The organism is Rhodanobacter sp. FDAARGOS 1247 (genome assembly GCF_016889805.1).
In the GTDB taxonomy this organism is placed as follows: Bacteria; Pseudomonadota; Gammaproteobacteria; order Xanthomonadales; family Rhodanobacteraceae; genus Rhodanobacter.
The window spans coordinates 1,237,505-1,262,476 of record NZ_CP069535.1 but is presented as its reverse complement, the minus strand read 5'-3'; the positions used below and the strand labels follow the sequence as shown (position 1 = coordinate 1,262,476).

Sequence of the window (24,972 nt, the reverse complement as noted above, 5' to 3'; positions counted from 1 at the left end):
TACCGGACATGCGATGGAAGAAAGCCACAGGAAGTGGTTTTCTTCACAGGCGCTGAGCCGGGCCGACCGCAGACAACGGTTCCCACCGCGCGCCGCGGAGCGGATAATTGTCGACCCCCTGCAAAACGCGGCTGAAACATGTTTGTTCCTGGTCAACGCTGGATCTCCTCCGCCGAACCCGAGCTCGGCCTCGGCACCGTACTGCGCGTCGAGGGACGCGGCGTGCAGGTGCTGTTCGCCAAGGCCGGGGTACTGCGCCCCTACGCGATGGATTCGGCGCCGCTGCTGCGCGCCGAGTTCCGCGCCGGCCAGCGCGTGGCCGGCAAGGGCATCGCGTTCCTGGTCGAGCGGGTGGAGATCCGCGATGAACTGCTGATCTATCGGGGCGAAGGGCGCGAACTGGAGGAAGGCCAGCTCGACGACGAGCAGAGCGTGAGCCAGGCCGACGACCGCCTGATCGGCGGCCGCACCGACACCGTGGCGCACTTCGAGCTGCGCCTGGAAGGCCTGAAGCGGCGCGCCGAGGCGCGCCGTTCGCCGATGTGGGGCCTGGGCGCGGCGCGGATCGGACTGGTGCCGCACCAGCTGCGCGTGGCCGGGATTGCCTCCGCCCGTCGGCCGCCCCGCGTGCTGCTGGCCGACGAGGTCGGCCTGGGCAAGACCATCGAGGCGGGCATGATCATCGCGCGCCAGCTTGCCACCGGCCGCGCCTCGCGGGTGCTGCTGCTGTTGCCCGACACCCTGGTCTACCAGTGGTTCGTCGAGATGCTGCGCCGCTTCAACCTCAGCTTCGCGATCTACGACGAGGAGCGCTGCGAGGCACTCGAACAGGCCGGCGACGCCGGCAATCCGTTCGAGGACGAGCAACTGGTGATCGCCGACTTCGGCTTCCTGGAAAGCTCGCCGAAATACGCGAAGCAATTGCTGGAAGCGCCGTGGGACCTGCTGGTGGTGGACGAAGCCCATCACCTGGCGTGGTCGCCGGAAGCGGCCAGCCCGCGCTACACGATGGTGGAGCGACTGGCCGCGGCGATTCCCGGCGTGATCCTGCTCACCGCCACCCCCGAACAGCTCGGACGCAGCGGCCACTTCGCCCGCCTGCGCCTGCTCGACCCCCAGCGTTACCACGATCTGGACGGCTATCTGGCCGAGGCCGATACCTACCAGGCGCTGTCGAAGATCGCCGACCGGCTGCTCGACGGCGAGCCGCTGGACGACCTGCAGCGCGCCACCCTCGCCGACGCCTTCCACGGCGACGCGGCGCTCACCGCGCGACTGGCCGACTCGACCAGTCCGGCCAATGCCCGCGAACTGCTGGCCGCGCTGATCGATCGCCACGGCACCGGCCGCGCGATGTTCCGCAACAACCGCGCCGGCGTGGGCGGCTTCCCGAAGCGCTTGCCCGAATGGCACCTGCTGGACGCGGACACGGTGGACGAAAGCACGCGCCAGTCGCTGCTGGCCGAGTTCCATGCCGACATCCTGCAGCCGCCGGCGCTGATCGAGATCGACTACAGCGCCGACCCGCGGGTGGATGCGCTGATCGGCCTGCTGGAGCAGCACCCGCAGGACAAGTTCCTGCTGATCTGCCGCAGCCAGGCCAAGGTGCTGGCGCTGGAAGAAGTGCTGCGCACCCGCAGCGGCGTCGGCGTGGCGCGCTTCCACGAAGGCCTCGGCATCATCCAGCGCGACCGCAACGCCGCCTACTTCGCCCAGCCTGACGGCGCGCGATTGCTGCTGTGTTCGGAGATCGGCTCGGAGGGGCGCAACTTCCAGTTCGCACATCGACTGATCCTGTGGGACCTGCCGCTGGACCCGGACCTGCTCGAACAGCGCATCGGCCGACTCGACCGCATCGGCCAGAAACACGACATCAACATCCACATCCTGGCCGTGGCCGACAGCGCCCAGCACGTGCTGGCGCGCTGGTACGACGAAGGCGTCGACGCGTTCCGCATGAGCCCGGCCGACGGCCGCGAACTGCTGCGCCGCTACGGCGAGCTGCTGACCCGGCTGGCCGACGAGCACGCCCGCGGCGACGACAACCGCGATCAGGAACTGGACGCCCTGCTGGCCGAAACCCATGCCAGCCATGAACAGATGGCCGAGCTGATCCGCGGTGGCCGCGACCACCTGCTGGAACTGGCCGCCACCCGCGACCTGCACGCCGACGAACTGCAGCAGGCGTTCGCCCGCGAAGACCACGACCCCGCCCGCGACGCCTTCGTGCAGCGCCTGCTGGAAGCGTTCGGCATCCATCCCGAGGAGCTGGGCGGCCAGGTATTGCTGCTCGATCCGCAATACCTGTCCACCGATGCCCTGCCCGGTTTCGCCGACGGTCCGCAATCGGTCACCTTCGTGCGCGACGTGGCGCTGGCCCGCGAGGAACTGCCGCTGTTGCGGCTCGACCACCCGCTGGTCGCCGGCGCGATGGACCTGGCGCTGTCCGGCGAGCAGGGCAACGCCGCGTTCATGGTCGACGACGCGCTGCCGCCGCGCAGCGCGCTGCTGCAGGCGGTGTTCCTGCTCGAGTGCGTCGCCGATCGCCGGCTCGACGCCGAGCGCTTCCTGCCGATCCTGCCGATCGTGATCACGGTGGACACCCGACTCGCCGAACGCGCCGATTTCGAACCCAGCGACATCGCGCTGCGCAAGGCGGGCGACCGCAACATTGAAGTGGTGCGCTACCGCAAGTTCCTGGGCAAGCTGGTACCGCCGATGCTGGAGCGCGCCGAGGCACTGGCCGGCGTGCAGGCGAAGACGCGGATCGAGGAAGCCACCGACCTGGCCACCACGACGCTGGATGCCGAGCTGTCGCGGCTGCTGGCGCTGCGTGCGGTCAATCCGTCGGTCAGCGAGGCGGAAATCGCCGCGGTCGTCGCCGAACGCTCCGAACTGCTGGGCGCCCTGCCGCAGTCACGGCTGCGCCTGGACGCCGTACGCTTCGTGGTCAGCGCGGACTTCCTCGCCCTGCGCTGACGCCGGCCCCTGCCCGAACCTCGCAGGGCTGCTTCACCGCTCAGAGCCTGTGAAGAAAACCACTTCCTGTGGTTTTCTTCTATCGCACGTCCGGTACATGCCCGGACGTGCTCACGTGAATCAGTCACTTGCGTGACCGATCCACGTCCGGCCATCGAGCAATTGCTCCTGCGTTGCCTCAATTCGGGCATCCATGCCCTCACCATGGCCGGGCTTCGAGGTTGAAAAATCACAACCTCTCAGCGCAGCAGGCGTCGCCGCGGCTTCCACGGCAGCCGCCCGCGCCAGTACTGGATCAGCACGATGCCGCCCAGCATGCCGCCGAGATGGGCGAAGTGGGCGACGCCCGGCTCGATGCCGGTCACGCCCATGGTCAGCTCCGCGGCCGCGTACAGGCTCACGAACAGCCACGCCGGCATCGGGATCGGCAGGAAGATCAGCATCACCTTCTCCTGCGGATACAGCATGCCGAACGCCAGCAGCAAGCCGAAGATCGCGCCCGACGCGCCCAGCGTGGGGCCGACCTGGCCCGGAAAGAACCACAGCACGGCCAGCTGCAGCAGCGAGGCGGAGATGGCGCAGACGAAGTAGTAGATGGTGAAATTGCGTGCGCCGAAGGTGCGCTCGATGGTGCCGCCGAACATGTACAGCGCGATCATGTTGAACGCGATATGGGCGAGGCTGCCATGCATGAACGCGCTGGTGACGATCTGCCACACCCCGAACAGGCCCGAACCCAGCGGCCACAGCGCGAAGTTCATCAGCAACGCCTGCCCCATCACCTTCTGCAGCAGGAACACCGCGACGTTGGCGATCAGCAGGTTGCGGGTCACGGGCGGCAGGTCAAAAGGCATCAACAGGTTCCGGAGAGTGCCTTGGCAAGGCGTGGGTGGCTTCGCTTGATGACCGCGCCGCGCCGCTTTCGTTCAGCCACGGCAGGCAGAAAAAAGCCGCCTCGCGGCGGCTCCACGGAAAACGTGTGCGGCCGCGCTCAGCCCTTGTCGGCCACCTGCGCCATCGCTTCCGGACGCTTGGCGCCGGCGAAGCGCTTGGCCCAGTAGCCTTCCTTCAGGCTGGAGATCTCCACCGACTTGCCGGTGGCCGGCGAGTGGATGAAGCGGCCGTTCGAGATGTAGATGCCCACGTGCGAAATGGCGCGCTTGCCGTGCGTACGGAAAAACACCAGGTCGCCCGGCTGCATGTCGGCCCGCTTGACCTTGAGGCCGGCCAGGAACTGCGAGGCCGAGTTGCGCGGCAGCTGCATGCCCACCGCATGGGCGAACACGTAACGCACGAAACCGCTGCAGTCGAAGCCGGTGGACGGGTCGCGACCACCGCGGACGTAACGGGTGTCGCGCAGGCCCATCGCCACGACCAGCAACGACTTGCGCAGGTCGGTGATGTTGGCGCTGACCCTGGCAGCGGCGTCGCTCTGCTCGCTGGTGTCGGCGGCAACGGCGGCCTTCACGGCGATCATGGCGCCGGCGTCGGGAACCACGGCCTGGGCCAGCCCGGCCGTCGGATTGAAGATCGGCAACTGCCCCAGCAGCGGTGCGCTGACGCGCGCGATCGCGGCATCATCGAGCACGGCGGGAGCCGCCGTGGCGGTCTGGCCGGCAACGACGGCGAGGGGAGCAAGGGACTTCGCTTGAAGCGGAGCGGAAACCAGCAGCACGGAAAGGAGCGCGGTGGCGGCAATCAGGTGCTTGAAGGACATGCTGGGAAAAATCCCTTGTTGTTCACAGGATTGGCCGCACAGCAGGTGCCGACGACGTGACGATGGAGTGAACTTAACAAGAAGATGGCGTGCAGATGTTGGATTGAGGTTAACTGAACTCTGCCGTTCCGAAAAATCGGGATAGCGCGCACACTTTACACAAGCCAATGATTTTTATTGAAATAATGGCTCAGGCGCCAGCTTCGGGCCAGTAGTGCGAGTCCGGGTAGGCACGCTGGCCGAAGATCGCCGTGCCGATCCGCACCTCAGTCGCCCCTTCGGCGATGGCCAGCCCGAAATCACCGCTCATCCCCATGGATAACCGTGGGATATCATGACCTTGCAGCATGGAGCGGTCGCGCAGCTCGCGCAGCAGCCGGAAGCAGGCCCGTACCTCGTCAGCGTCGACGGAGTGGATGGCCAAGGTCATCAGGCCACGGACGCGCAAGCTGTGATAGCCGCGCAAGGCGTTCAGGAAGTCGGCCAGCTGTTCAGGCGGGAGACCGTATTTGCTGGGTTCGACGGAGGTCTTCACCTGCACCAGCACGTCGATGCCGCGACCCTCGTGCTGCAGCCGCCGATCCAGTGCCTCGGCCAGTTCCAGCCGGTCCAGCGACTGCACTTCGCTGGCCAGCCGCGCCACGTCTTTCGCCTTGTTGGTCTGCAGGTGGCCGATCATCACCCAGTCGATGCCGCAGTCGGCCAGCAGCGGCGACTTGTCGCGGATCTCCTGCACCTTGTTCTCGCCGAAGCGGTGCATGCCCAACGCCACGCCGGCCCGGATCAGCTCCGGCCCGAAGGTCTTGCTGACCGGCAGGACGTCGACCTCGGCCGGGTCGCGCCCGGCGGCACGGCAGGCCTCATCCACCCGGCGGCGGATGTCGGACCAGTTGGCGGCAAGGTGGGAGGGGGTAGGCATCTTGCGGACTCCGCGGGAAAGGAGTGAGAAATGAGGAGTTAAGGAGTGAGAGAGGAGCGAAGCGTGACGCGGCCTTCTCCCACTCCTCACCCCTCTCCTCTCACTCCTCGCTCTCAGCCTTGCGCGAAGTGCTTCGCCACCACCTCGGCCACCACCATGCTGACCTTCTTGCCGGTGGGGATGTGCAGGAACTCGTTCGGACCGTGGGCGTTGGAATGCGGCCCCAGCACGCCGGTGATCAGGAACTGTGCCTGGGGGAATTTTTCGCCCAGCATGCCCATGAACGGGATGCTGCCACCCTCGCCCATGTAGGTGGCCGGTGCGCCGAAGTGGTTCTGCGAGGCGTCGCTGACCGCCTGTTCCAGCCACGGCGACAGCGCCGGCGCGTTCCAGCCCGAGCCGTCCTTTTCCAGGGTGAACGTGACCTTGGCGCCGTACGGCGGGTCCTTCTCCAGCAACTGCTTGACGAACTCGCCGGCCTTGGCGCCGCTCAGCGTGGGCGGCACGCGCAGGCTCAGTTTCACCGAGGTGAACGGACGCAGCACGTTGCCGGCGCTTTCCAGCGGCGGGATGCCGCCGATGCCGGTGACCGCCAGCTGCGGACGCCAGGTGCGGTTGAGCACCAGCTCGGCCAGGTCCCTGGTTACCGGCTGCATGCCGTCGACCCAGGGGAACTTGTCGTAGATGTCGTCGCCCAGCACCTCGGCCGAAAGCTTGGCCTGGTCGATGCGCTGCTGCGGGATGTCGACGTACAGCTCCTTCGGCTTGATCGTGCCGGTGGCCGGGTCCTCCAGCCGCGACAGCAACTCGCGCAGGATGCGGAAGCTGGACGGCACCACGCCGGAGGCGTCACCCGAGTGCACGCCTTCCTCCAGCACCTGCACGCTGAGGTTGCCGCCGGTCATGCCGCGCAGCGAGGTGGTCAGCCACAGCTGGTCGTAGTTGCCGCAGCCCGAATCCAGGCAGACCACCAGCGACGGGCTGCCAATGCGCTCGGCCAGGTGGTCGACGTAGAACGGCAGGTCGTAGCTGCCCGATTCCTCGCAGGCCTCGATCATCACCACGCAGCGCGCGTGGGGGATGCCCTGTTCGTGCAGCGCCAGCAAGGCGGCCAGCGAACCGAAGATCGCGTAGCCGTCGTCGGCGCCACCGCGGCCATACAGCTTGTCGCCCTTGATCACCGGCGTCCACGGGCCGAGGCCCTCGGCCCAGCCGGTCATCTCCGGCTGCTTGTCCAGGTGGCCGTACAACATTACGGTGTCGTCGCCGGTGCCCGGCACTTCGATGTAGATCAGCGGCGTGCGTCCTTCCAGCCGCACCACTTCCAGCGTGGCACCCGGCAGCTGGCCCAGCTTGGAGCGCGCCCAGGTTTCCATCAGCTTCACCGCCGCATCCATGTAGCCGTGCGCCACCCAGTCCTTGTCGAACATCGGCGACTTGTTGGGAATGCGGATGTATTCCACCAGCTGCGGCACGATCTCGTCGTCCCAGAGGCCACTGACAAAACGCGAGAGGCGGGCAGTATCCATCGGTATCACTCCAGCAGGCAGACAAGTGCGCCATTGTACCAGCGCGCTTCCGTCGCACCGACAACCGACGGGCCGCGCCCCACGCGGGCGCACGACGACCACGCACGCGCGACCTGTCGCGCTTCCGACTGTGCGAGGCCGGGCGGCGGCGGGATAGTTCGCCGACGGCACACGGATGCCGTGACCACCGCCCAAGGAGAAAGCCATGTTCAACAAACTCGTCGCTGTTGCGCTCGCGCTGACGCTCGCCCTGCCCGGCCTGCTGCTGGCGGCCACCCCGGTCAACATCAACCAGGCGGATGCGGCCACCATCGCCAAGTCGCTGGACGGCATCGGCCAGGCCAAGGCCGAGGCCATCGTGGCCTGGCGCGAGGCGCACGGCCCGTTCAAGAAGGCCGACGACCTCAAGCACGTCAAGGGCATCGGCAAGGCCACGATCGAGCGCAATCGCAGCGCGATCCAGCTGGAGGCGGGGGACACGCCGGAAGCGGTCGCCCAGGCCGACGCGCCCGCCAAACCCGCCCACAAGAGCAGGAAGGCCGCGAGCGAGAAATAAGCGGCCCCGGCAGGCCGGCAGTGGCGGCGCGGTCCATGGCGGGCCGCGCCGCTTGCGTTACACTCGCGCGCCCAGCTCACCGCCATCCCGGTCATGATCCTGCCGCGCTATCACATTGCCGCTTCGGCCATCCACGGCGCCGGCAACGGGCTGTTCCTCGACGAAACGGTGGCCGCGGGCAGCATCATCACCGCACCGGACGCCATCACGCAGACCTTCCGCTACGCCGACATCATGGCCTCGGCGGAGCTGCGCGCGCAGTTCCACGCCAGCGCCCGCTGGTTCGAGGATCGCTACACGCTGTCGCCGGACTGGCCCGACGAGTGCTACATCAACCACAGCTTCGCGCCCAACGGGTTGTGGCACCTGGGCTTCGTGTTTGCCCTGGCCGAGCTCCCGCCGGGGACCGAGATCACGGTGGACTACCGGCACCTGCTGCCGCCGGGCCAGGCCGAGGATTTTGTCGATTCGGTCACAGGTGAGACAATCACCGGATTGTCCTGGCAAGAAAGCCTCGCCAGCAGCACTCATGCACTGGCCGAACTGCTGGTTGCCGCCCACCGCTGATCGTGATGTTTGATATCCCAACCATTGAAACGGCGCGCTTGTGCCTGACTGCGCTGACCGAACGTCATTTCGACGACTACGCCTCGATGCTGGCCGACCCTGCCAGCACCCGCTGGATCGGCGACGGCCAGCCACTGGACCGCACCAATGCCTGGCGCTCGCTGGCCATGCTGCTGGGCCACTGGCAACTGCGCGGCTGCGGCATGTGGGCGCTGGAACTGAAAGCCACCGGCGAGTTCATCGGTCGCGCCGGCCTGATGTATCCCGATGGCTGGCCCGACTTGGAAATGGGCTGGATGCTCAAGCCCGAACACCGCCACCACGGCTACGCCACCGAGGCGGGCACGGCGGTGCTGGAATTCGCCTGGAACCAGCTGCACGCGCAGCGGGTGATCAGCCTGGTGCGCATCGGCAACGAAGCTTCGGACCGGGTCGCCGAGCGGCTGGGCGGCGAGCACATCGAAGACATGGACTTCTACGGCAGCCACAGCCACGTGTTTGCCTACTACCCGCCGCATCGCGAGCCGCGCCGCGCCTACGGCTGAGCTCCACGATTTCTCTTCGCGGGCGCGCCGGAAAACCCGCGCCATCGGATGGCGGAGGGCGTGAGCGCCCTCCGCCCCCTCGTCAAAGCGCCGGCGGCAACCCGCTGGCTGAGCGCGACGAGACCAGCGAGCGGGCCACCTCGGCCAGCGCGAACAGGCGTGCCACCCGCATCCAGCCGATCACCAGCACTACCAACTGGGCCAGCAGCACGGCGATGACCAGTCCGGCCACGCCCACTGCGGGCGTGTTCACCCGCCCGATCCCGATCGCCATGGCGATCACGTAACCGATCACGCTGATCAGCAGATAGCTGAGCAAGGTGCTGAGCGGACGACGCAGCAACTGCATGAAGCCGCGACCCAGGGCGCGGGTGGCCGAACGCAGCCCGGCGTCCGCGATGAACGCGGCGCGGCTGGACTCGACAATCGACTGGGCCAGCACGAACAGCACGCCGGCGACGAACAGCGCCAGGTGCGAGGCCCGATCAGCCTGCGACTGCAGGACGGCCTTGTCGCCGACGTCGTCGGCCATGTGCATCGCCACGCCGATCAGGGCGCCCATCACCACGTAGGGCAGGATCGACCACAGCATCAGGCGGAACATGCGACCGTATTCGACGATGCCGCACTGGAGCAGATGACTGAAGCCCAGCGTGCGACCCGCGCGGCCGGTACCCACCACCATGCCGGTGAGGAATGGCGACAGCAGGGCGGTCAGCACCATGCCCAGCAAGGCGATGCCGCCGAACCAGTTGGACATGTTGAGTGCCGTCATGACGTCACTGAACATGCTGCCGTTGAAGCGTGTCGCCCACTCCTGCGCATGGATCGAATGATCCAGCACGCTGCTGAGCGCGCGCCAGATCGGCAGGCTGACCACCGCCGTCGGCAACAGCAGCAGCAATACCCACAGCAGCAGCAACCGCCACTGCATGGCGGCGAACGGCGCGCGCATCAGGGCGGCCGAATCCACGCGGCGTGAAATGCGTCCGGTCTTCATCACAGCGTCCCCATCAAGGCGTAGAAAGTCTGAAAGAAGGAGGCGACATCCGCACTCCAGCGGCGCGAGGCTGCGCCATCGGCCTTGATCGTCCGACTGTCATTGAGCGAATTGGCATCCAGCACGATCTTCCGGTCGGGGTCCACCGTGGCCGACACCGCCTTGACTGGCCTGGTGAAGCTGATCCGCTTCCAGCGACTGGCGTCATCCCACTTCACCGTCTCGCTGCTGTCGTCGGCGAACTTCACCAATACCGTGCGCGGCACCGCCGCACCGGTGCGGCGCACCGTGATCGTCGACAGCCACGGATACGGACCGCCGTGCCTGGCGTCCTTGTGGGCCTTGTCCCAGGCCGCGCGGGCGTCGTCGATCTGCTTGTCGACGTCCTTCGCGGAGAGCGTGACGCGCTTGCCGTCGCGGATCACGGTACCGGCGCGCGGCACCTGCTCCTCGTTGTCGATCGAGACCACGCTGGCGTCGACCTTGTCGGTGCCGTAGACCTGCGAGGCGAAGATCGCATGCACCAGTTCGGGCTGGCCCGAACCCTCGGCCAGCGCATCGCGCAGGTCGGCGGCGTCGGGGTGGCGGAACTTCCAGCGCTCGTAGTACAGCTTCATTGCCTTGCCCATCACCTCGTGACCGAGCAGGTTTTCCAGCGTGCGCATGGTCGCCGCGGTACGCGCGTACACCGACCCGTAGCTGTTGCTGGACATGCGGTCCCATGAGTTGGAGTCGAGCGAATCGGCCGGCACGCCGATGCCGACGACGCCGGACAGCCGCTCGCCTTCGAACGGGGTCAGCCGCGGCGCAAAACCCAGCTTGCTCAGCAGCGGCGTGGTGACCCAGATGTCCTGCTTGCGATCGACCAGCATGCGATCGTCCCAGTACTGGTTCATGCCCTCGTCGAGCATCGGCTCCTCGAATTCGTTCGAGCCGAGCAGGCCCATGAAATAGCCATGGCCGAACTCGTGGATGGTGACGAAGTCGATCGCGTACTGGGTCAGCGTGTCGGGCGTGACCTTGTCGTAGCCCTCGGCGGTGAAGAAGGTCGGGTATTCCATGCCGCCCGCCTCGCCCGCGTTGTACGGCGGCACCACGGCGGTGATCGTCCTGTACGGATACGGGCCCAGCGTGTCGGAAAAATAGGTCAGCGAATCGGTGGTGGCCTTCAGCACCGGCTGCGCGCTCGCCTCGTACTCGGGCGGGTAGATCACCTGCACGTCGACCTTGGGGCTGCCCGGCCCGGTCCAGCTGGTGCGCTGCACCTTGTAGCCCGGCGCGGCGACCCAGGCGAAGTCCTCCACATCGGTCTGCACGAAGTGGTGGGTGACCTTGTCGCCGCTCTCGACCGGCGCGCCCTGCTCCTCGCCTACCGAGCCCACGGTGTAACCCTTCGGCACGGTCAGCTTGACGTCGTAGTTGCCGTAGTCGGCATAGAACTCGCTGTGGAAATGGAACTCGTGCGCGTTCCAGCGCGGCGCCGTGGCACCGCGCTCGCCGGGCAATTCCAGCACCGCGATCTTCGGAAACCACTGGCCGACCAGATGGAAGTCACCGAACCAGCCGGTGCGCTCGACCACGCGCGGCAGCTGGTCGTGGAAGTCGATGTCCAGGCTCAGCGTGCCCTGCGCCGGCACCGCCTGCGGCAGGTCGAGCTCGACCACGGTCTTGTCGGTCTTCGGGCCGCCGTCGGGCTGCACGAAACGCCAGCTCACGTTCTGGCCACCCTGCTGCACCTTGTTCAACTCGATGTAGCCCCACTCGCCCTTCTTCAGGTCGGCGTTGCCGCGCGAGTGGCCGCTGCCGGAGAACAGGCGCCGCTCGGTGAAGAACGTGCTGCCCGGGCCTTCGAACGCGTTGAGGTACAGGTGCAGGTAGATCTTGCTGACCGGCTGGTTGCTGCGGTTGCGCCAGGTCATCGTCTGTTTGGCGTCGACCGTGTGCGTGGCCGGGTCCAGCGTGGCCTGGATGGTGTAGCTCACCACCTGATCGGACAGCGTGGCCGGGTGCTCGCCGCGCGGGCCACCCCACGCGTCGGGCGCGCTGGGCACCTGGAAATTCGCCGCATCCGGCGAGACGAACGGAATGTCGGCGGCGACCGCGCCGGCACTGGCCGGAGCCATCACCTGGCCAGCCGGTGCGCTGGCCGTCGTGCTGGCGGACGCAGGCGTCTGCGCCATGACCGGACATGCCGCGACCGACAAGGTCACGGCACACAAATACCCCCACTTGCGTGCAATTCGCCGCATGTTTGTCACTCCCCTGGACAATCCCCACAGATTGCGCCCGTCAGGGAAACGGGGCATAGGCCATAGGTCATGCGTGGCGAGCGAAAGTTCCTGCCGGTGGTGGGAGGCCGGCGCGTCAGTAGACGTCGCGCCGGTAACGACCGTGCTGGCGCAACTGGTCGACCCGCGCCACGCCCAGCACCTCGTTCAGTACCGCGTCGACACCGGGCGCGAGACCGTCGAGGCTGCCGCAGACGTAGATCGCCGCACCCGCGTCGACCCATGCCAGCAAGTCATCGGCCGCCTCGCGCAGTCGCTGCTGCACGTGGATGCGCTCGACCTGGTCGCGCGACCAGGCGAAATCGGCACGCTCGATCCAGCCCGCCGCGAGCCAGCGTTCGATCTCTTCGCGGTAGAGGAAGTCGTGCGCCTGCTGCCGTTCGCCGAACAGCAGCCAGTTGCGCGGGTGCCCGGCACCGATGCGCGCCTTCAGCAAGGCGCGCAGTGCCGCCAGCCCGGTGCCGTTGCCGATCAGGATCATCGGCCGCCCATCCCGCGGCGCATGGAAGTTGCTGTTGCCGCGCACGCGCAAGGCAATCTCGGCACCGATCGGCGCATGCCCGGTCAGCCAGCCCGAACCGAGCCCGAGGTAACCACCGCGGCCGCGCATCTGGCGCACCAGCAGGTGGATCGCGCCATCGTCCGGCAGCGAGGCGATCGAATACTCGCGATGCGGCAGCCACTGCAGCAATGTCGCCACCGCCTCTTCATCCAGCCCGTCGACTTCGTCCGCTTCGGGCAGGCGGCAACGCGCCAGCAGTTCGGCCAGCGGCTGCCGCTGCTTGCGGTACGACACCGGCACGCGGCCATCCAGCGACCGTGCCGACAACCATGCCGCCACCCGTTCGGCCGGATGGCAGGGGCCGATCTCGACCAGGTCACCAGCCTGCCAGCTGGCAGCGCCCTGCAGCGGCTGCAATGCCAGGTGGAAACAGGGATCGCCCACGCTGCCGGGATTCAGCAGGCGGCGCTCGACCAGTCGCCAGCGCTGGTACTTCGGCGCCTGCCAGTCGGGCAGATCGTTGACGCCGGACAGCGTCGCCAAGTGATGCTGCCAGTGGCGCAGGCTGCCCTCGTCCTCGCTGTCCACTTCGACCGGATCGAACAAGGCCTGTGCGCCGCTGGCCTGCAACCAGCGCTGCAGCTGCCGACCGAAGCCGCAGAAATCCTCGTAGTCACTGTCACCCAGCGCCAGCAGGCCGTAGCGCAGGCCGGCCAGCGTCTGCGCTTGCGACATGGCCTGCCGATTGAACACCAGCGCCATGTCGGGCGGTTCGCCATCGCCGGTGGTGCTGACCACGAACAGCACGCGGCTGGCGCGGCGCAGGTCGTCGACGGTGACCCCGTCGATGCCGTCCAGGCGCACCGCCATGCCGGCCGCCTGCAGGCTTTGCAGGGTCTGCCGCGCCAGTTGTTCGGCGAAGCCGGTCTGGCTGGCGTAGATCACGCGCACCGTGGTGTCCGCCGCCGCCTGCGGGGTGACGGCGGCGCGATCCGCCACCGCAGTTGGTCGGCCGGCCGCCATGTCCAGCATCTTCGTGGGCTTGCGCGGCGCCACCGCTTGCCGATGACGCAGCCAGCCGAGCAGGCCCAGCCATGCCAGCAGCACCAGTGCGGCATCGAGCCAGCGCTCGCCGCCCGGGTTGCGCCAGTGCAGGTCCTCCGCATGCAGCAACAGCAGCAGCGCCGAGAGCAGGCCGAAGCCGCCCAGCAGGATCGCGTTGCCGAGCAGCGTGCGCCGTGCCGTGACCGCGTCGACCGGTTTCATCGGCGCAGCTCCGCCGCGAACGCCGGCGACATCCGCTGCTCGAAACCCTGCGCGGTGCGCACGATCATCAGCACGGCCAGACCGTGTCGGCGCGCGTAGGCCATGCCGCGCTCGGCGCCGAGCACGCTGAGCGTGGTGCCCAGCGGGTCAGCCTGCATGGCGTCGTCGGCCAGCACGCTGACCGAGGCCACTTGGTGGGGCACCGGCCAGCCGTTGCGCGGATCGATGTGGTGCGAATAGAACCGTCCGTTGTCCTCGAACACGTGACGATAGTCGCCCGAGGTGGCGATCGCGCGCTCGTCCAGTTCGATCGTGCGTACCAGTTCGTCGGCGGCGTTCACCGCGCCGGCTGCCGCATCGGGCCGCTCAATGCCGACCCGCCACGGCATGCCATCCGGCTTGCGGCCGTGCGCCTTCAGTTCGCCACCGACCTCGACCAGCCACGTCGTCGCACCGATCCGCTGCAGGTAGCGGCCGACCTGGTCGACGCCGTAACCCTTGGCCACCGCGGACAGGTCCACGCAGACCCCGCCCGGCTGCCATGCACGATGAGCGACCGGATCGAGCTTCAGCTTCCACCAGCCGACGCGCGCCTTCGCCTGCTCGATCGCCGCTGCCGTCGGCGGTTGCCGCGGCCGCTGGTCGGGGCCGAAGCCCCACAGATTCACCAGCGGTCCCACGGTCGGGTCGTACGCGCCCTCACTGTCTTTCGCCAGCTGCAATGCATGCTGCAAGACCTCGAAGAACTCCGGCGGCAAGGCCTGCCAGCTGCCGGCCGGCGCACGATTGAAACGCGACAGCTCCGACTGCGGCCGGTACGTGCTCATCTGGCCGTCCACGCGATCCAGTTCGGCCTGGATGCCCCGCCGCACCTGTTCCGCCGATTGCGCGGACGGCAGCACCAGTTGCACCGACCAGGTGGTGCCCATGGTCTGGCCGTCCAGACGCTGCAGCTGCGCCGCCACCGGCGCGGCGACGGTCAAGAAGATCAAACAGACGGCCAGACGCAGCAACGACATCCTGCTTACTCGGGCAGCACTTCGAGCGTCGCCGTATACGACAGGCGGCGCTTGCTGGCGAGCTTGCTGCCGCTGTTGCCGTCCTGCGTCGCGGCGTTGATCCAGTACATCCCCGCATGCGGCCAGGTCAGCTGGAACTTGCCGTCCCTGCCGGTCTGCGCGGTGATCTCGTCCTGTGCGTTGCGGTAGCGGGTGGCGCCGGCGATCGCGCTGACCCGGAGGTCGCCGGCCGGCTTGCCGTCCAGCAACAGCTGGAATGTGGCCGGTTCGCCGGCGACCAGGTCGGTGACGCGGGTGACCGGCACCAGTTCCAGGCCCTGCCCGGTGGGTTTCAGCGCGGTTTCGTTCGGCTTGCCGTTGCTGATGAAGGTTTCCACCCGATTGCTGGACGCCGTCACCTGCACGTTCTTCGCCGCGCTGGGGATGGCCGAGCGCAGTTCGTCGGCCTTGCCCCGCCAGCGCTTTTTCTGGCCGTCCAGCTCGTAGCTGGCAGACAGGCCGCTGCTGACCAGCGCCAGCTTGTACGTGCCCTGCTGGTTCAGTTGCAGGTCGAACACGCTGCGATATTTGCCGACGGCCTCATTCGCCGGTTTGGCCGTCTGGCCGTCCGGCGCGGTGATCACCAGCTGCTCCAGCGACGCCGCGTGATGGTCGGGATGGAACAGGTCGTTCGAGATCGCCGCATCCACGGTGACCCACGGATCGGCGCCGGCGACATTGGTGGCCGACGGCAGCAGCCACATCTTGTGCGCCTGCGCCGCCAGCGGTGCGGCGATCGCCGCAGCCAGGACGATCCATTTCAGGGTGCGCTTGTGCATGTTCACTCCGGGCAGTTCGGTAACGGGATTCAGGGGTTGATGTCGAGGCTGACCGCGCCGAGTTCGCTGCTGCCCCGTGCGGTCAGGTGCTGCGTGGTGGCACCCGGCCAGGTGAACGGCACACGCACCACTTCGCGCCCGCCGACTTCGCGGGCCGCCTCCACGACCAGCACGTAGTCACCCGCGGCCAGGGTGCCTAGCGGCGCCTGGCCGTCGACGAAGTTCAACCGGTGCTGCCCGGCGGGCCGGGTGGCGCCGGAGACGCCATCCACGGGCAACGCCAGCTCGCGACCCCCGCGGCGCCACCACTGGCGCAGGTCGAGCAGCCACTTGTTGCCGGCACCCTCCTTGCTGTCCTTCTGTGCGTACCAAACGGCCAGCTGGGCAGCCACGCTGCGGTCGGCGCGCTCGATCCAGATCGCGGTGTACGGCCGGTGGTATTCGGCCACCTTCTGCTCGGGAATCTGCACGGTGAGGTTCAGCTCGGCCGCGGCCAGCGGCGTGGCCAGGGCCAGGGCGAAACAGGAAAGCAGCAGACGACGCATCGCGGGAATTCCGTTCAATGGATGAAGAGCAGCGCCAGCACCACCGGCAGCACCAGGCCCAGGCTCACCAGCGGCCAGGTGGAGGTGCGCCGCGCGGCGTGGAGTTTCAGCAGGAACAAGCCGGTGATCGCGAACACCAGGCAGGCCAGCGCGAACACGTCGAGGAACCAGCTCCATGCCGCGCCCGCGTTGCGACCCTTGTGCAGGTCGTTGAGATAGGCGATCGCGCCGCGCCGGGTCAGCTCGTATTCGACGGCGCCGCTGGCGCGGTCGATGCTGAGCCAGCCGTCGCCGCCGGGGCGCGGCAGCGACAGGTAGACCTCGTCCGCCGACCACTCAGCCACGCGGCCGGCTACGTGCGCCTGCAACTGATCGTCGAGCCACGCGCCTACCGCCGTCGGCAGCGCGGCCTTGCGCGCATCATCGCCGCCGACCGCAACACGCAGCTCCGTGGGCAACACGAGGTTGCGATGGGTCACCTGCGGCGTGGCCTCGATCTGCCGCGCATGGTTCAGCGTGATCCCGGTCAGTGCGAACAACAACAGGCCGATCAGGCACAGCGCCGAACTGATCCAGTGCCACTGGTGCAGTTGCCGCATCCAGAACGCGCGGCGTTGCGGTGTGGCGGATTCGAATTGTGCTGGCGACTGTCCCATCGGTGTCCGTGGCTCGCACCCCTGCCACGCCGCGCGGATGCGGCGACAGGCAAGGGCCATTCATGCGATGCGCGGCGGCGGCGAGCCGGCCGCGCGGATGCCGCCATTAGACAGTAAACAAGAATCAATCTCAACAACTGACGTGCTTTTTCCACCTGGCACGGCCCGTCAGCGGTCGTCGCGGGTCCAGATGGCGCCGTCTTCCTCGCGCACCGGGAAGCTGGCGATCGGCTCGTACGCCGGTGGCTTGGTCACGGCGCCGGTGCGCAGGTCGAAGCGGGCGCCGTGGCGCGGGCATTCCACCTCGAAGTCGTACACTTCGCCGCCGGCCAGGTCGCCGCCGTCGTGGGTGCAGGTGTCCTCGACCGCGTAGAGCGCGCCGTCGATGTTGTACACCGCGATCGGCGTGTCGCCGTCCCACACCACCTTGTATTCGCCAGGCAGGAAGTCGCTGCGGGTGCCGACTTTCACCCAGCCGTTCATGCCGCCACCTCGTCGAAATCCTTGCGCAGCACCTCGAAGCGCAAGTCGTCGCGACGGGGAATGCCGAAGCGCTCGTCGCCATAGGGGAACGGCTGGTATTCGCCGGTGCGGCGGTAACCGCGACGGCCGTACCAGGCGATCAGTTCCTCGCGCTGCACGATCACCGTCATGCGCATCGCACGGCAGCGCCACTCCTCGCGCGCGATCCGCTCGGCCTCCGCCAGCACCTGCTTGCCCAGGCCGCTGCCCTGCCCGCTCGGGTCGACCGCGAACATGCCGAAATAGCCGGCGTCGCCCTGGCGCTCGATGTGGCAGCTGGCCTTAATCCGGCCATCGCATTCGGCGATCAGGATGCGGCTGTCGGGACGTCCGATCAGCGCGCCGACGTCGGCCGCATCGGTGCGGCGGCCGTCGAGCAGGTGCGACTCGGTGGTCCAGCCGCGCAGGCCGGACTCGCCACGGTAGGCCGATTCGACCAGGGCCACGATGGCATCGACATCGGCACTCGATGCCGGACGGAAAACGGGGAGAGTCGGTTCGGTCATGCGCGAATCATAATGCGTGGTCTGCCGCTTCCACCATGACCTGAAACAGCCTTGCTGCCCAGGCTCACGCGCCTGGCTTGCGTCCCGCTTCGTAGATCTTCAGGTGGGCGTAGACAGTGGCGAGCAGCGAAACCTCGTCGGCAGGACGGCCGGAACGCGCCAGCATGTCGCCGATCACATGGTCGGCCTCGATCGGATAGCCGTGCTGCAGGTCGCGCAGCATCGAGGCGGCCAGCGCCGAGCCCGGCTCGGTGAGCGCAGCGCGGGCACGCTCGAGCACGCGCTCGCCGGGTGCATGTCCCGCCCGCTCCGCCACCGCGCGGCATTCCTCCAGCAGGGCCAGCGTCGCCGCGCGGCCGCCGGGAGCGGCGACGATCTCGCCGACCGCGCCGCGCAGCAGGCAGGTGATGCCGGCCAGCGTGGCGAGAAAGATCCACTTGTCCCACATCTCCTGCACCACGTTGCTGCTGGGGCGCGAGTCGAACCCCGCGTCGGCGAAGGCCTCGACAATCGCCTGCATCCGCGGCGAGGCGCTGCCGTCGCGCTCGCCGAAGGTGAGCCCGTGCAGCGTGTTGAGGTGCTGCACCGCGCCGTGCGCATCGAGCGTGGCGGAGATCACGCACTGGCCGCCCAGCACGTGCTCGGCGCCGAATTTCGCGTCCAGCAGATCCAGTTGGCGCATGCCGTTGAGCAGCGGCAGGATCGCCGTCCGCGGCCCGACCGCCGGGGCGATGTCGGTCATCGCCTGTTCCAGCCCGTACGCCTTGCAGCCGAGCACGATCAGGTCGAACGGATCGCGCAGCTCGCCGGTGGTCAGCGTGGGCGGCGCCGGCAGCTCGGCGTCACCGGTGGCGCTGCGGATCACCAGGCCGTGCTGCGCCAGCTGCCGCGCCCGGGCTTCGCGAACCAGGAAGGTCACGTCGCGTCCGTGCTGCAGCAGGCGTCCGCCGAAGTAGCCGCCGGTGGCGCCGGCACCCACGATCAGGATGCGCATGTCAGTCTCCCTTGGTCGTGCCGGCGGCGGCCGATTGCATGCGAGCGGCCTGGGCGTCCTTGTCGCTCCACAGGCCATTCATCCACGCCTTGACCCGGCCACGGAAGGCCGCGTCCTCGTCGTAGCTGCCGAGCAGCCCGGCATCGATCGCACGCTCGCGCACATGCACGCGAATGTCGTGCACGCGCCCGGCGATCAGGTCCATCATCGTGCACGGGCCTTCCGGGTAGACGATGGTGACGTCGACGATCGCTTGCAGGGCCTCGCCCATCGCGTCGAGCACGAAGGCCACGCCGCCGGCCTTGGGCCGCAGCAGATACTGATAAGGGGACGACTGCGCGTCGTGCTTGGCCGGCGTGAAGCGCGTGCCCTCGGCAAAATTCATCACCGACACCGGCATGTGCCGGAATTTCTCGCAGGCCTTGCGGGTCGCCTCGCGATCCTTGCCCTGCAATTCGGGATGACGCAGCAGGGTCTGCCGCGAGTAGCGTTTCATGAAAGGGAAATCCAGCGCCCACCACGCCTGGCCCAGCAGCGGCACCCATATCAGTTCCTGCTTCAGGAAGAAGCGCATGAACGGAATGCGCCGGTTGAACACCTTCTGCAGCACCGGAATGTCGACCCAGCTCTGGTGGTTGCTCAGCACCAGGTAGCTCCGGTCGTGGTGCAGCCCTTCCAGCCCCTCGACTTGCCAGCGGATGCAGGTGAACACGCCGAACAGGACGTTGTTGACGCCGATCCAGCTTTCCGCGATCAGCACCAGCGCGCGCGAAAGCGGGCGGCGCACGAAGCCAAGCGGAATGACCACCTTGAGCAGCGCAAGGGCGAACAGCGGCAGCACGTGCAACAGGATATTCAGCAGGAGCAGCAGCATCGCCAGCGGGATGCGCAGCACGGAAGGCAGGAAGGCAAGCATGGGTGGACTACACAGGGAAAGCTGCCGACCATGATGCCTTGCGCGGGCCGGAAGAGCCATGCTTGCGACCACGAAAAGCTGGCCGCTTCACATCAGCAGCTTGCGCACCTTGAGCAGGGCCACGATGAAGGCATCGACTTCCTCGCGCGTGTTGTAGAACGCCAGCGAGGCACGCAAGGTGGACGGCACGCCGAAGAACTGCATCAGCGGATGCGCGCAGTGATGGCCGGAGCGCACCGCCACCCCCTGCAGGTCCAGCAAGGTGGCCAGGTCGGTCGCCTGGGTGCCGTCGATCAGGAACGAGATCACCGGTTCCTTCTCGGCCGCCTCGCCGATGATGCGCAGGCCGGGAATCTCGCGCAGGCGTTCGGTGGCGTAGGCCAGCAACTGCTGTTCCCACGCATGAATTGCCTCGAAGCCCACCGACTCGTAGTAGTCGATCGCGGCGGACAGGCCCACGAAGCCGGCGATGTTCGGCGTGCCCGCCTCGAACTTGTGCGGCGCCTCGGCGAAGCTGGTGCCGTCGAAACGCACCTCGCGGATCATCTCGCCGCCACCGAAGAACGGCGGCATCGCATCGAGATGCTCGCGCCTGGCCCACAGCGCGCCGGTGCCGGTGGGGCCGAGCATCTTGTGCCCGGTCAACGCATAGAAGTCGCAACCCAGCGCCTGCACGTCGACCGGCCGGTGCGGTACCGCCTGCGAACCGTCCACCAGCAGCGCGATGCCCCGCTTCCTGCACTCGCGGGCGATCTCGCGCACCGGGTTGACCGTGCCCAGCACGTTGGAAACCTGGGTGACGCAGGCCAGCTTCACTTCCGGCGTCAGCATCGCGATGTACTGCTCGAGGATCAGCTCGCCGCGCTGGTCGATCGGCGCAGCCTTCAGCGTGGCGCCGCTGCGCTGGGCGACCAGCTGCCACGGCACGATGTTGGCGTGGTGCTCCATCACCGTGGTGAGGATCGCGTCGCCCGGCTGCAGCCGCGGCAGGGCATGACTGTAGGCCACCAGGTTGGTGGCCTGGGTGGTGCCGGAGGTAAGGACCACCTCGTTGCGCGACGGCGCGTTGATGAAGCGCGCCAGCTTGTCGCGCGCGCCTTCGTACGCCGCGGTGGCTTCCTCGCCCAACTGGTGCACCGCGCGCGACACGTTGGCGTTGTGCTCGCGGTAGTGCTCGTTCATCGCCTCGATCACCGGCAACGGTTTCTGGCTGGTGTTCGCGTTGTCGAAATACACCAGCGGCTTGCCATGCACCGTGCGCGACAGCAGCGGGAAGTCCGCGCGGATGCGCTGGATGTCGAAGACGGTGGCGGGGCTGGCTGTGGTGTTCATTCAAGGGAATCCGGTTGGCTCCCTCCCCTGCCTGCAGGGGAGGGTTGGGGTGGGGTCGCTCTTTGCCGCGAGAGCACTACCCCCTCCCAGCCTCCCCCTGCAGGCAAGGGGAGGAGATAAACATCATTCCGGCAATTGTGCGATCAGCAGGCTGGCCAGGTGTTCGCGCAGTTCGGGGTTCGGCAGGTCATCCAGCACCGCGCGGCAGAACGCGGCGGTCAGCAGCGCGCGCGCCTCGGCCAGCGGGATGCCGCGCGAGCGCAGGTAGAACAGCGAACGCTCGTCGAGTTGGCCGACCGTGGCGCCGTGGGCGGCCTGCACTTCGTCGGCGTAGATTTCCAGCTCGGGCTTGGTGTCGATCTCGGCACCCGCCGACAGCAGCAGGTTCTTGTTGCTGAGGCTGGCGTCGCTGCCGTCGGCACCGGGCGCCACCACGATGGCGCCGCGGAACACGCCACGGGCACGATCGTTGGCCACGCCGCGCCAGTTCGAGCTGGAAGCGGTGTTCAGCGCCTGGTGGCGGATCGCCAGCTGAGTGTCGATGTGCTGGCGCCCGTGCGGCATGAACACGCCGCGCGTGTGCAGCTTCGCCTCGTCGCCCAGCAGTTCGACCTGCAGGTCGTGGCGCACCAGGGCGCCGCCCAGCTCGACCACGTGCAGGGTCGCTTCGCTGCGCGCCTGCAGGCGCAGGTGGCTGTGCCGGATCAGGTTCGCCGCCGACGCCGCGTTCTGCAGCATGACGTGATGCAGCTTTGCGCCCGCGCCCACATGGATGTCGCTGACGAAGGTGGCCAGTTGCGCCTGACCGCCGTCGCCAAGGTGCTGCTCGACCAGGGTGAGCGACGCGCCCTCGCCCAGCTCGATCAGGTTGCGCGCATGCCAGGCCAGTTCCGCCTCGCCGTCCGCACCGAAGAAGACCAGCTGCACCGGCGCCGCGATCGTGGCGCGGGCGGCCACGCGCAGCACCACGCCGTCGGCGGCGCTGGCGGCGTTGATCCGCGCGAAGGCATCGGCGGCACCGTGCGCCTCGGCACGGGTAGCGGATCGCGACCAGCCGAAGCGCAACGGCTCGGCGTCGTCCTTCAACACGCGCGACAGCGGCTGCAGGGTGAGTCCGTCGGGCAGCGCGTCCAGCGTCGACAAATCGGCCCGGAACACGCCGTTGACGAAGACCAGTCGCGCGCCCTCGACGCCGGGCAGGGCCAGCAGCGAAGAAGCGACGGCGCGGCCGGACGCGGCCGCGTCGCCGTGGGCGAAGCGGCGCTGGGCCAGGCCGCGCAAGGCGGTGTACTTCCACGCCTCGATCCGGGTATCGGGCAGGCCGGTGCTGGCGAACGCGTCGCGACTTTCCTGCCGCGCAGCATCCAACCAGGCAATGCCGCTGGCCGGCAGCGGCGCATCGAGCAGCGACTCGACCAGGGGCAAGGTGGCCGACTGGGTCATGCCACCGCTCCGTGCCTCACGCCGGCATAGCCCTGTTCTTCCAGCCGCAGGGCCAGCGACTTGTCACCGCTCTCGACGATGCGGCCGTCGGCCAGCACGTGCACGAAATCCGGCACCACGTAGTCGAGCAGGCGCTGATAGTGGGTGATCATCAGGAACGCGCGCTCGGGCGAGCGCAGCGTGTTGACGCCCTGCGCCACCTGCTTCAGCGCGTCGATGTCCAGGCCCGAGTCGGTCTCGTCGAGGATCGCCAGCTGCGGCTCCAGCACGGCCATCTGGAAGATCTCGTTGCGCTTCTTCTCGCCGCCGGAGAAACCTTCGTTGACGGCACGGTGCAGCAGCTCGTCGGAGATCTGCATCACCTTCAGCTTCTCGCGCACCAGCTTGAGGAAGGCCATCGAATCGAGTTCCTTCTCGCCGCGCTGCTTGCGCTGCGCATTGAGTGCCGCGCGCAGGAAATAGGTGTTGTTGACGCCAGGAATCTCCACCGGGTACTGGAACGCCAGGAACACGCCGGCCGCCGCCCGCGCTTCCGGTTCCAGCGCCAGCAGGTCGATGCCGTTGTAGCTCACCGTGCCCGCCGTCACCTCGTAGCCGTCGCGGCCGGACAGCACGTTGCCCAGGGTGGATTTGCCCGCGCCGTTCGGCCCCATGATCGCGTGCACCTCGCCCGCGTTCACGGTGAGGCTGAGCCCCTTGAGGATTTCCTTGCCCTCGACGCGGGCGTGCAGGTTTTCGATTTTCAGCATGGTCTCGTACCTTTTACTGCTTCGACTGCCGTCATTCCCGCGAACGCGGGAATCCATGGGCATTCTTGCGACAAAGTCAAAATGGATTCCCGCTGTCGCGGGAATGACGCCCGTGGGAAGGTCGTGTCACGAACTCAGCCCACCGCACCTTCCAGCGACACCTCAAGCAGCTTCTTCGCTTCCACCGCGAACTCCATCGGCAGTTCACGGAAGACCTGCTTGCAGAAGCCGTCGACGATCATCGACACGGCGTCTTCCTCGGCGATGCCGCGACTGCGGCAGTAGAACATCTGCTCGTCGGAGATCTTCGAGGTGGTCGCCTCGTGCTCGACGATGGCGCTGGGATTCTTCACTTCCATGTACGGGAAGGTGTGGGCGCCGCACTGCTTGCCAATCAGCAGGCTGTCGCACTGGGTGTAGTTGCGCGCGCCCTCGGCGCCCTTCTCCATCTTCACCAGGCCACGGTAGCTGTTCGAGCTGCGCCCGGCGCTGATGCCCTTGGAGACGATCTTCGACTTGGTGTGCTTGCCGAGGTGGATCATCTTGGTGCCGGTGTCGGCCTGCTGGAAGTGATGGGTCAGCGCGACGGAGTAGAACTCGCCCACCGAACGATCGCCGCGCAGCACCACGGACGGGTATTTCCAGGTGATCGCCGAACCGGTTTCGACCTGGGTCCAGCTGATCTTCGAATCGTCGCCGCGGCAGTCGCCGCGCTTGGTCACGAAGTTGTAGATGCCGCCCACGCCGTTCTCGTCGCCGGGGTACCAGTTCTGCACGGTGGAATACTTGATCTGCGCCTTCTCCAGCGCCACCAGCTCGACCACCGCCGCGTGCAGCTGGTTCTCGTCGCGCTTCGGTGCGGTGCAGCCTTCGAGGTAGGACACGTGGGCGCCCTCCTCGGCCACGATCAGGGTGCGCTCGAACTGGCCGGTGTTCTGCGCGTTGATGCGGAAATACGTGCTCAGTTCCATCGGGCAGCGCACGCCTTTCGGAATGAACACGAAGCTGCCATCGGAGAACACCGCCGAGTTCAGCGCCGCGAAGAAGTTGTCGCCGGTGGGCACCACGCTGCCCAGGTATTTCTGCACGATCCCGGGATACTCGCGGATCGCCTCGCTCATCGAGCAGAACAGCACGCCGGCGTCGGCCAGCTGCTTGCGGAAGGTGGTGCCGACCGAGACCGAGTCGAACACCGCATCCACCGCCACGCCGGCCAGCGCGGCGCGTTCGTGCAGGGGAATGCCCAGCTTCTCGTAGGTTTCCAGCAGGGCCGGATCGACTTCGTCCAGCGACTTGGGCTGCTTCTTGGGCGCGGCGTAGTAGCTGATCGCCTGGTAGTCGATCGGATCGATGTTGAGCTTGGCCCAGTCGGGCTTGGGCATGGTCAGCCAATGGCGAAAGGCGTCCAGCCGCCAGTTTGTCATCCACTCCGGTTCGCCCTTGACCGCCGAGATCGCGCGCACGGTGTCCTCGTCCAGGCCGGGCGGCAGGCCGGTCATCTCGATCTGGGTGACGAAGCCGGCGCTGTAGCTGCGGCCCAGTGCCTCGGCAACGGCGGCGTTGTCGCGCAACGCGGTGGCGGTGCTGCTCTGCTCGTTCATGAT

General features: G+C 67.6%; 23 protein-coding genes. 4 read left to right on the top strand and 19 right to left on the bottom strand.

Going from position 1 to position 24,972, the window contains the following annotated elements; genetic code table 11:
* The first annotated feature begins 138 nt into the window (after positions 1–138).
* Positions 139–2,979, top strand: a complete 2,841-nt coding sequence (gene rapA, locus I6J77_RS05570) for an RNA polymerase-associated protein RapA (RefSeq protein WP_204110859.1) — start codon at positions 139–141, stop codon at positions 2,977–2,979.
* A 239-nt stretch (positions 2,980–3,218) separates the two neighbouring features.
* Here the strand turns inward: rapA and I6J77_RS05565 are convergent, their stop codons facing one another.
* The 4 genes from I6J77_RS05565 to I6J77_RS05550 form a co-directional block, all read right to left on the bottom strand.
* A complete protein-coding gene (locus I6J77_RS05565) occupies positions 3,219–3,833 on the bottom strand; it encodes a rhomboid family intramembrane serine protease (RefSeq protein WP_204110858.1) in 615 nt (204 codons plus the stop codon).
* 137 nt (positions 3,834–3,970) lie between these two features.
* Positions 3,971–4,696 carry a C40 family peptidase gene (locus I6J77_RS05560; RefSeq protein WP_204110857.1) on the bottom strand — a complete coding sequence of 242 codons (726 nt, stop codon included), beginning with the start codon at positions 4,694–4,696 and terminating at the stop codon, positions 3,971–3,973.
* 190 nt (positions 4,697–4,886) lie between these two features.
* Positions 4,887–5,615 carry a YggS family pyridoxal phosphate-dependent enzyme gene (locus I6J77_RS05555; RefSeq protein WP_204110856.1) on the bottom strand — a complete coding sequence of 243 codons (729 nt, stop codon included), beginning with the start codon at positions 5,613–5,615 and terminating at the stop codon, positions 4,887–4,889.
* 113 nt (positions 5,616–5,728) lie between these two features.
* The gene (locus I6J77_RS05550) at positions 5,729–7,144 is read right to left on the bottom strand and encodes a M20 family metallopeptidase (protein ID WP_204110855.1); all 1,416 of its coding nucleotides are present in this window, start codon (positions 7,142–7,144) and stop codon (positions 5,729–5,731) included.
* A 205-nt stretch (positions 7,145–7,349) separates the two neighbouring features.
* On the opposite strand from I6J77_RS05550, the gene I6J77_RS05545 reads away from it, so the two are divergent.
* The 3 genes from I6J77_RS05545 (at position 7,350) to I6J77_RS05535 (ending at position 8,812) form a co-directional block, all read left to right on the top strand.
* On the top strand, positions 7,350–7,700 hold the full coding sequence (locus I6J77_RS05545) for a helix-hairpin-helix domain-containing protein (RefSeq protein ID WP_056764309.1): 351 nt from the start codon (positions 7,350–7,352) through the stop codon (positions 7,698–7,700).
* Between the two features lie 93 nt (positions 7,701–7,793).
* The gene (locus I6J77_RS05540; protein ID WP_056717908.1) at positions 7,794–8,267 is read left to right on the top strand and encodes an SET domain-containing protein-lysine N-methyltransferase; all 474 of its coding nucleotides are present in this window, start codon (positions 7,794–7,796) and stop codon (positions 8,265–8,267) included.
* Positions 8,268–8,272: 5 nt separating this feature from the next.
* Positions 8,273–8,812, top strand: a complete 540-nt coding sequence (locus I6J77_RS05535; protein ID WP_204110854.1) for a GNAT family N-acetyltransferase — start codon at positions 8,273–8,275, stop codon at positions 8,810–8,812.
* Between the two features lie 82 nt (positions 8,813–8,894).
* Here I6J77_RS05535 and I6J77_RS05530 read toward each other — a convergent pair whose 3' ends face one another.
* The 15 genes from I6J77_RS05530 to sufB all read right to left on the bottom strand — a co-directional run bounded on the left by I6J77_RS05530 (position 8,895) and on the right by sufB (position 24,969).
* Positions 8,895–9,812, bottom strand: a complete 918-nt coding sequence (locus I6J77_RS05530) for a hypothetical protein (RefSeq protein WP_204110853.1) — start codon at positions 9,810–9,812, stop codon at positions 8,895–8,897.
* Positions 9,812–11,992 (bottom strand): M1 family metallopeptidase, encoded by a 2,181-nt coding sequence (locus I6J77_RS05525; protein ID WP_204110852.1) that lies wholly within the window; start codon positions 11,990–11,992, stop codon positions 9,812–9,814. Before I6J77_RS05525 ends, I6J77_RS05530 begins: the two co-directional genes overlap by 1 nt.
* Positions 11,993–12,176: 184 nt before the next feature.
* Positions 12,177–13,868 carry a sulfite reductase flavoprotein subunit alpha gene (locus tag I6J77_RS05520; protein ID WP_204110851.1) on the bottom strand — a complete coding sequence of 564 codons (1,692 nt, stop codon included), beginning with the start codon at positions 13,866–13,868 and terminating at the stop codon, positions 12,177–12,179.
* Entirely contained in the window at positions 13,865–14,887 is a 1,023-nt protein-coding gene (locus I6J77_RS05515) for an FAD:protein FMN transferase (protein WP_204110850.1), read from the bottom strand. The genes I6J77_RS05520 and I6J77_RS05515 overlap by 4 nt, the downstream gene beginning before the upstream one ends.
* A 5-nt stretch (positions 14,888–14,892) precedes the next feature.
* Positions 14,893–15,705: a DUF4198 domain-containing protein gene (locus I6J77_RS05510; protein ID WP_056717971.1), complete on the bottom strand. Its 813-nt coding sequence runs from the start codon at positions 15,703–15,705 to the stop codon at positions 14,893–14,895.
* Between the two features lie 29 nt (positions 15,706–15,734).
* Positions 15,735–16,250, bottom strand: a complete 516-nt coding sequence (locus I6J77_RS05505; protein ID WP_204110849.1) for a DUF2271 domain-containing protein — start codon at positions 16,248–16,250, stop codon at positions 15,735–15,737.
* A 14-nt stretch (positions 16,251–16,264) separates the two neighbouring features.
* Positions 16,265–16,906 carry a PepSY-associated TM helix domain-containing protein gene (locus I6J77_RS05500; RefSeq protein WP_204110848.1) on the bottom strand — a complete coding sequence of 214 codons (642 nt, stop codon included), beginning with the start codon at positions 16,904–16,906 and terminating at the stop codon, positions 16,265–16,267.
* A gap of 168 nt (positions 16,907–17,074) precedes the next feature.
* Complete coding sequence (locus tag I6J77_RS05495; protein WP_204110847.1) at positions 17,075–17,389, bottom strand: non-heme iron oxygenase ferredoxin subunit; 315 nt, start codon at positions 17,387–17,389, stop codon at positions 17,075–17,077.
* Positions 17,386–17,934, bottom strand: a complete 549-nt coding sequence (locus I6J77_RS05490) for a GNAT family N-acetyltransferase (protein ID WP_204110846.1) — start codon at positions 17,932–17,934, stop codon at positions 17,386–17,388. The genes I6J77_RS05495 and I6J77_RS05490 overlap by 4 nt, the downstream gene beginning before the upstream one ends.
* Before the next feature lie 64 nt (positions 17,935–17,998).
* A complete protein-coding gene (panE, locus tag I6J77_RS05485) occupies positions 17,999–18,928 on the bottom strand; it encodes a 2-dehydropantoate 2-reductase (RefSeq protein WP_204110845.1) in 930 nt (309 codons plus the stop codon).
* Between the two features lies 1 nt (position 18,929).
* A complete protein-coding gene (locus tag I6J77_RS05480) occupies positions 18,930–19,844 on the bottom strand; it encodes an acyltransferase (protein ID WP_204110844.1) in 915 nt (304 codons plus the stop codon).
* Positions 19,845–19,931: 87 nt separating this feature from the next.
* Positions 19,932–21,176, bottom strand: coding sequence for an aminotransferase class V-fold PLP-dependent enzyme (locus I6J77_RS05475; RefSeq protein WP_204110843.1), 1,245 nt, complete (start codon positions 21,174–21,176; stop codon positions 19,932–19,934).
* Between the two features lie 123 nt (positions 21,177–21,299).
* Entirely contained in the window at positions 21,300–22,619 is a 1,320-nt protein-coding gene (gene sufD / locus I6J77_RS05470; protein WP_204110842.1) for a Fe-S cluster assembly protein SufD, read from the bottom strand.
* Positions 22,616–23,368, bottom strand: coding sequence for a Fe-S cluster assembly ATPase SufC (sufC, locus tag I6J77_RS05465; protein ID WP_056764284.1), 753 nt, complete (start codon positions 23,366–23,368; stop codon positions 22,616–22,618). The genes sufD and sufC overlap by 4 nt, the downstream gene beginning before the upstream one ends.
* A 134-nt stretch (positions 23,369–23,502) precedes the next feature.
* Positions 23,503–24,969, bottom strand: a complete 1,467-nt coding sequence (gene sufB, locus I6J77_RS05460) for a Fe-S cluster assembly protein SufB (protein ID WP_200946058.1) — start codon at positions 24,967–24,969, stop codon at positions 23,503–23,505.
* Positions 24,970–24,972 lie beyond the last annotated feature (3 nt).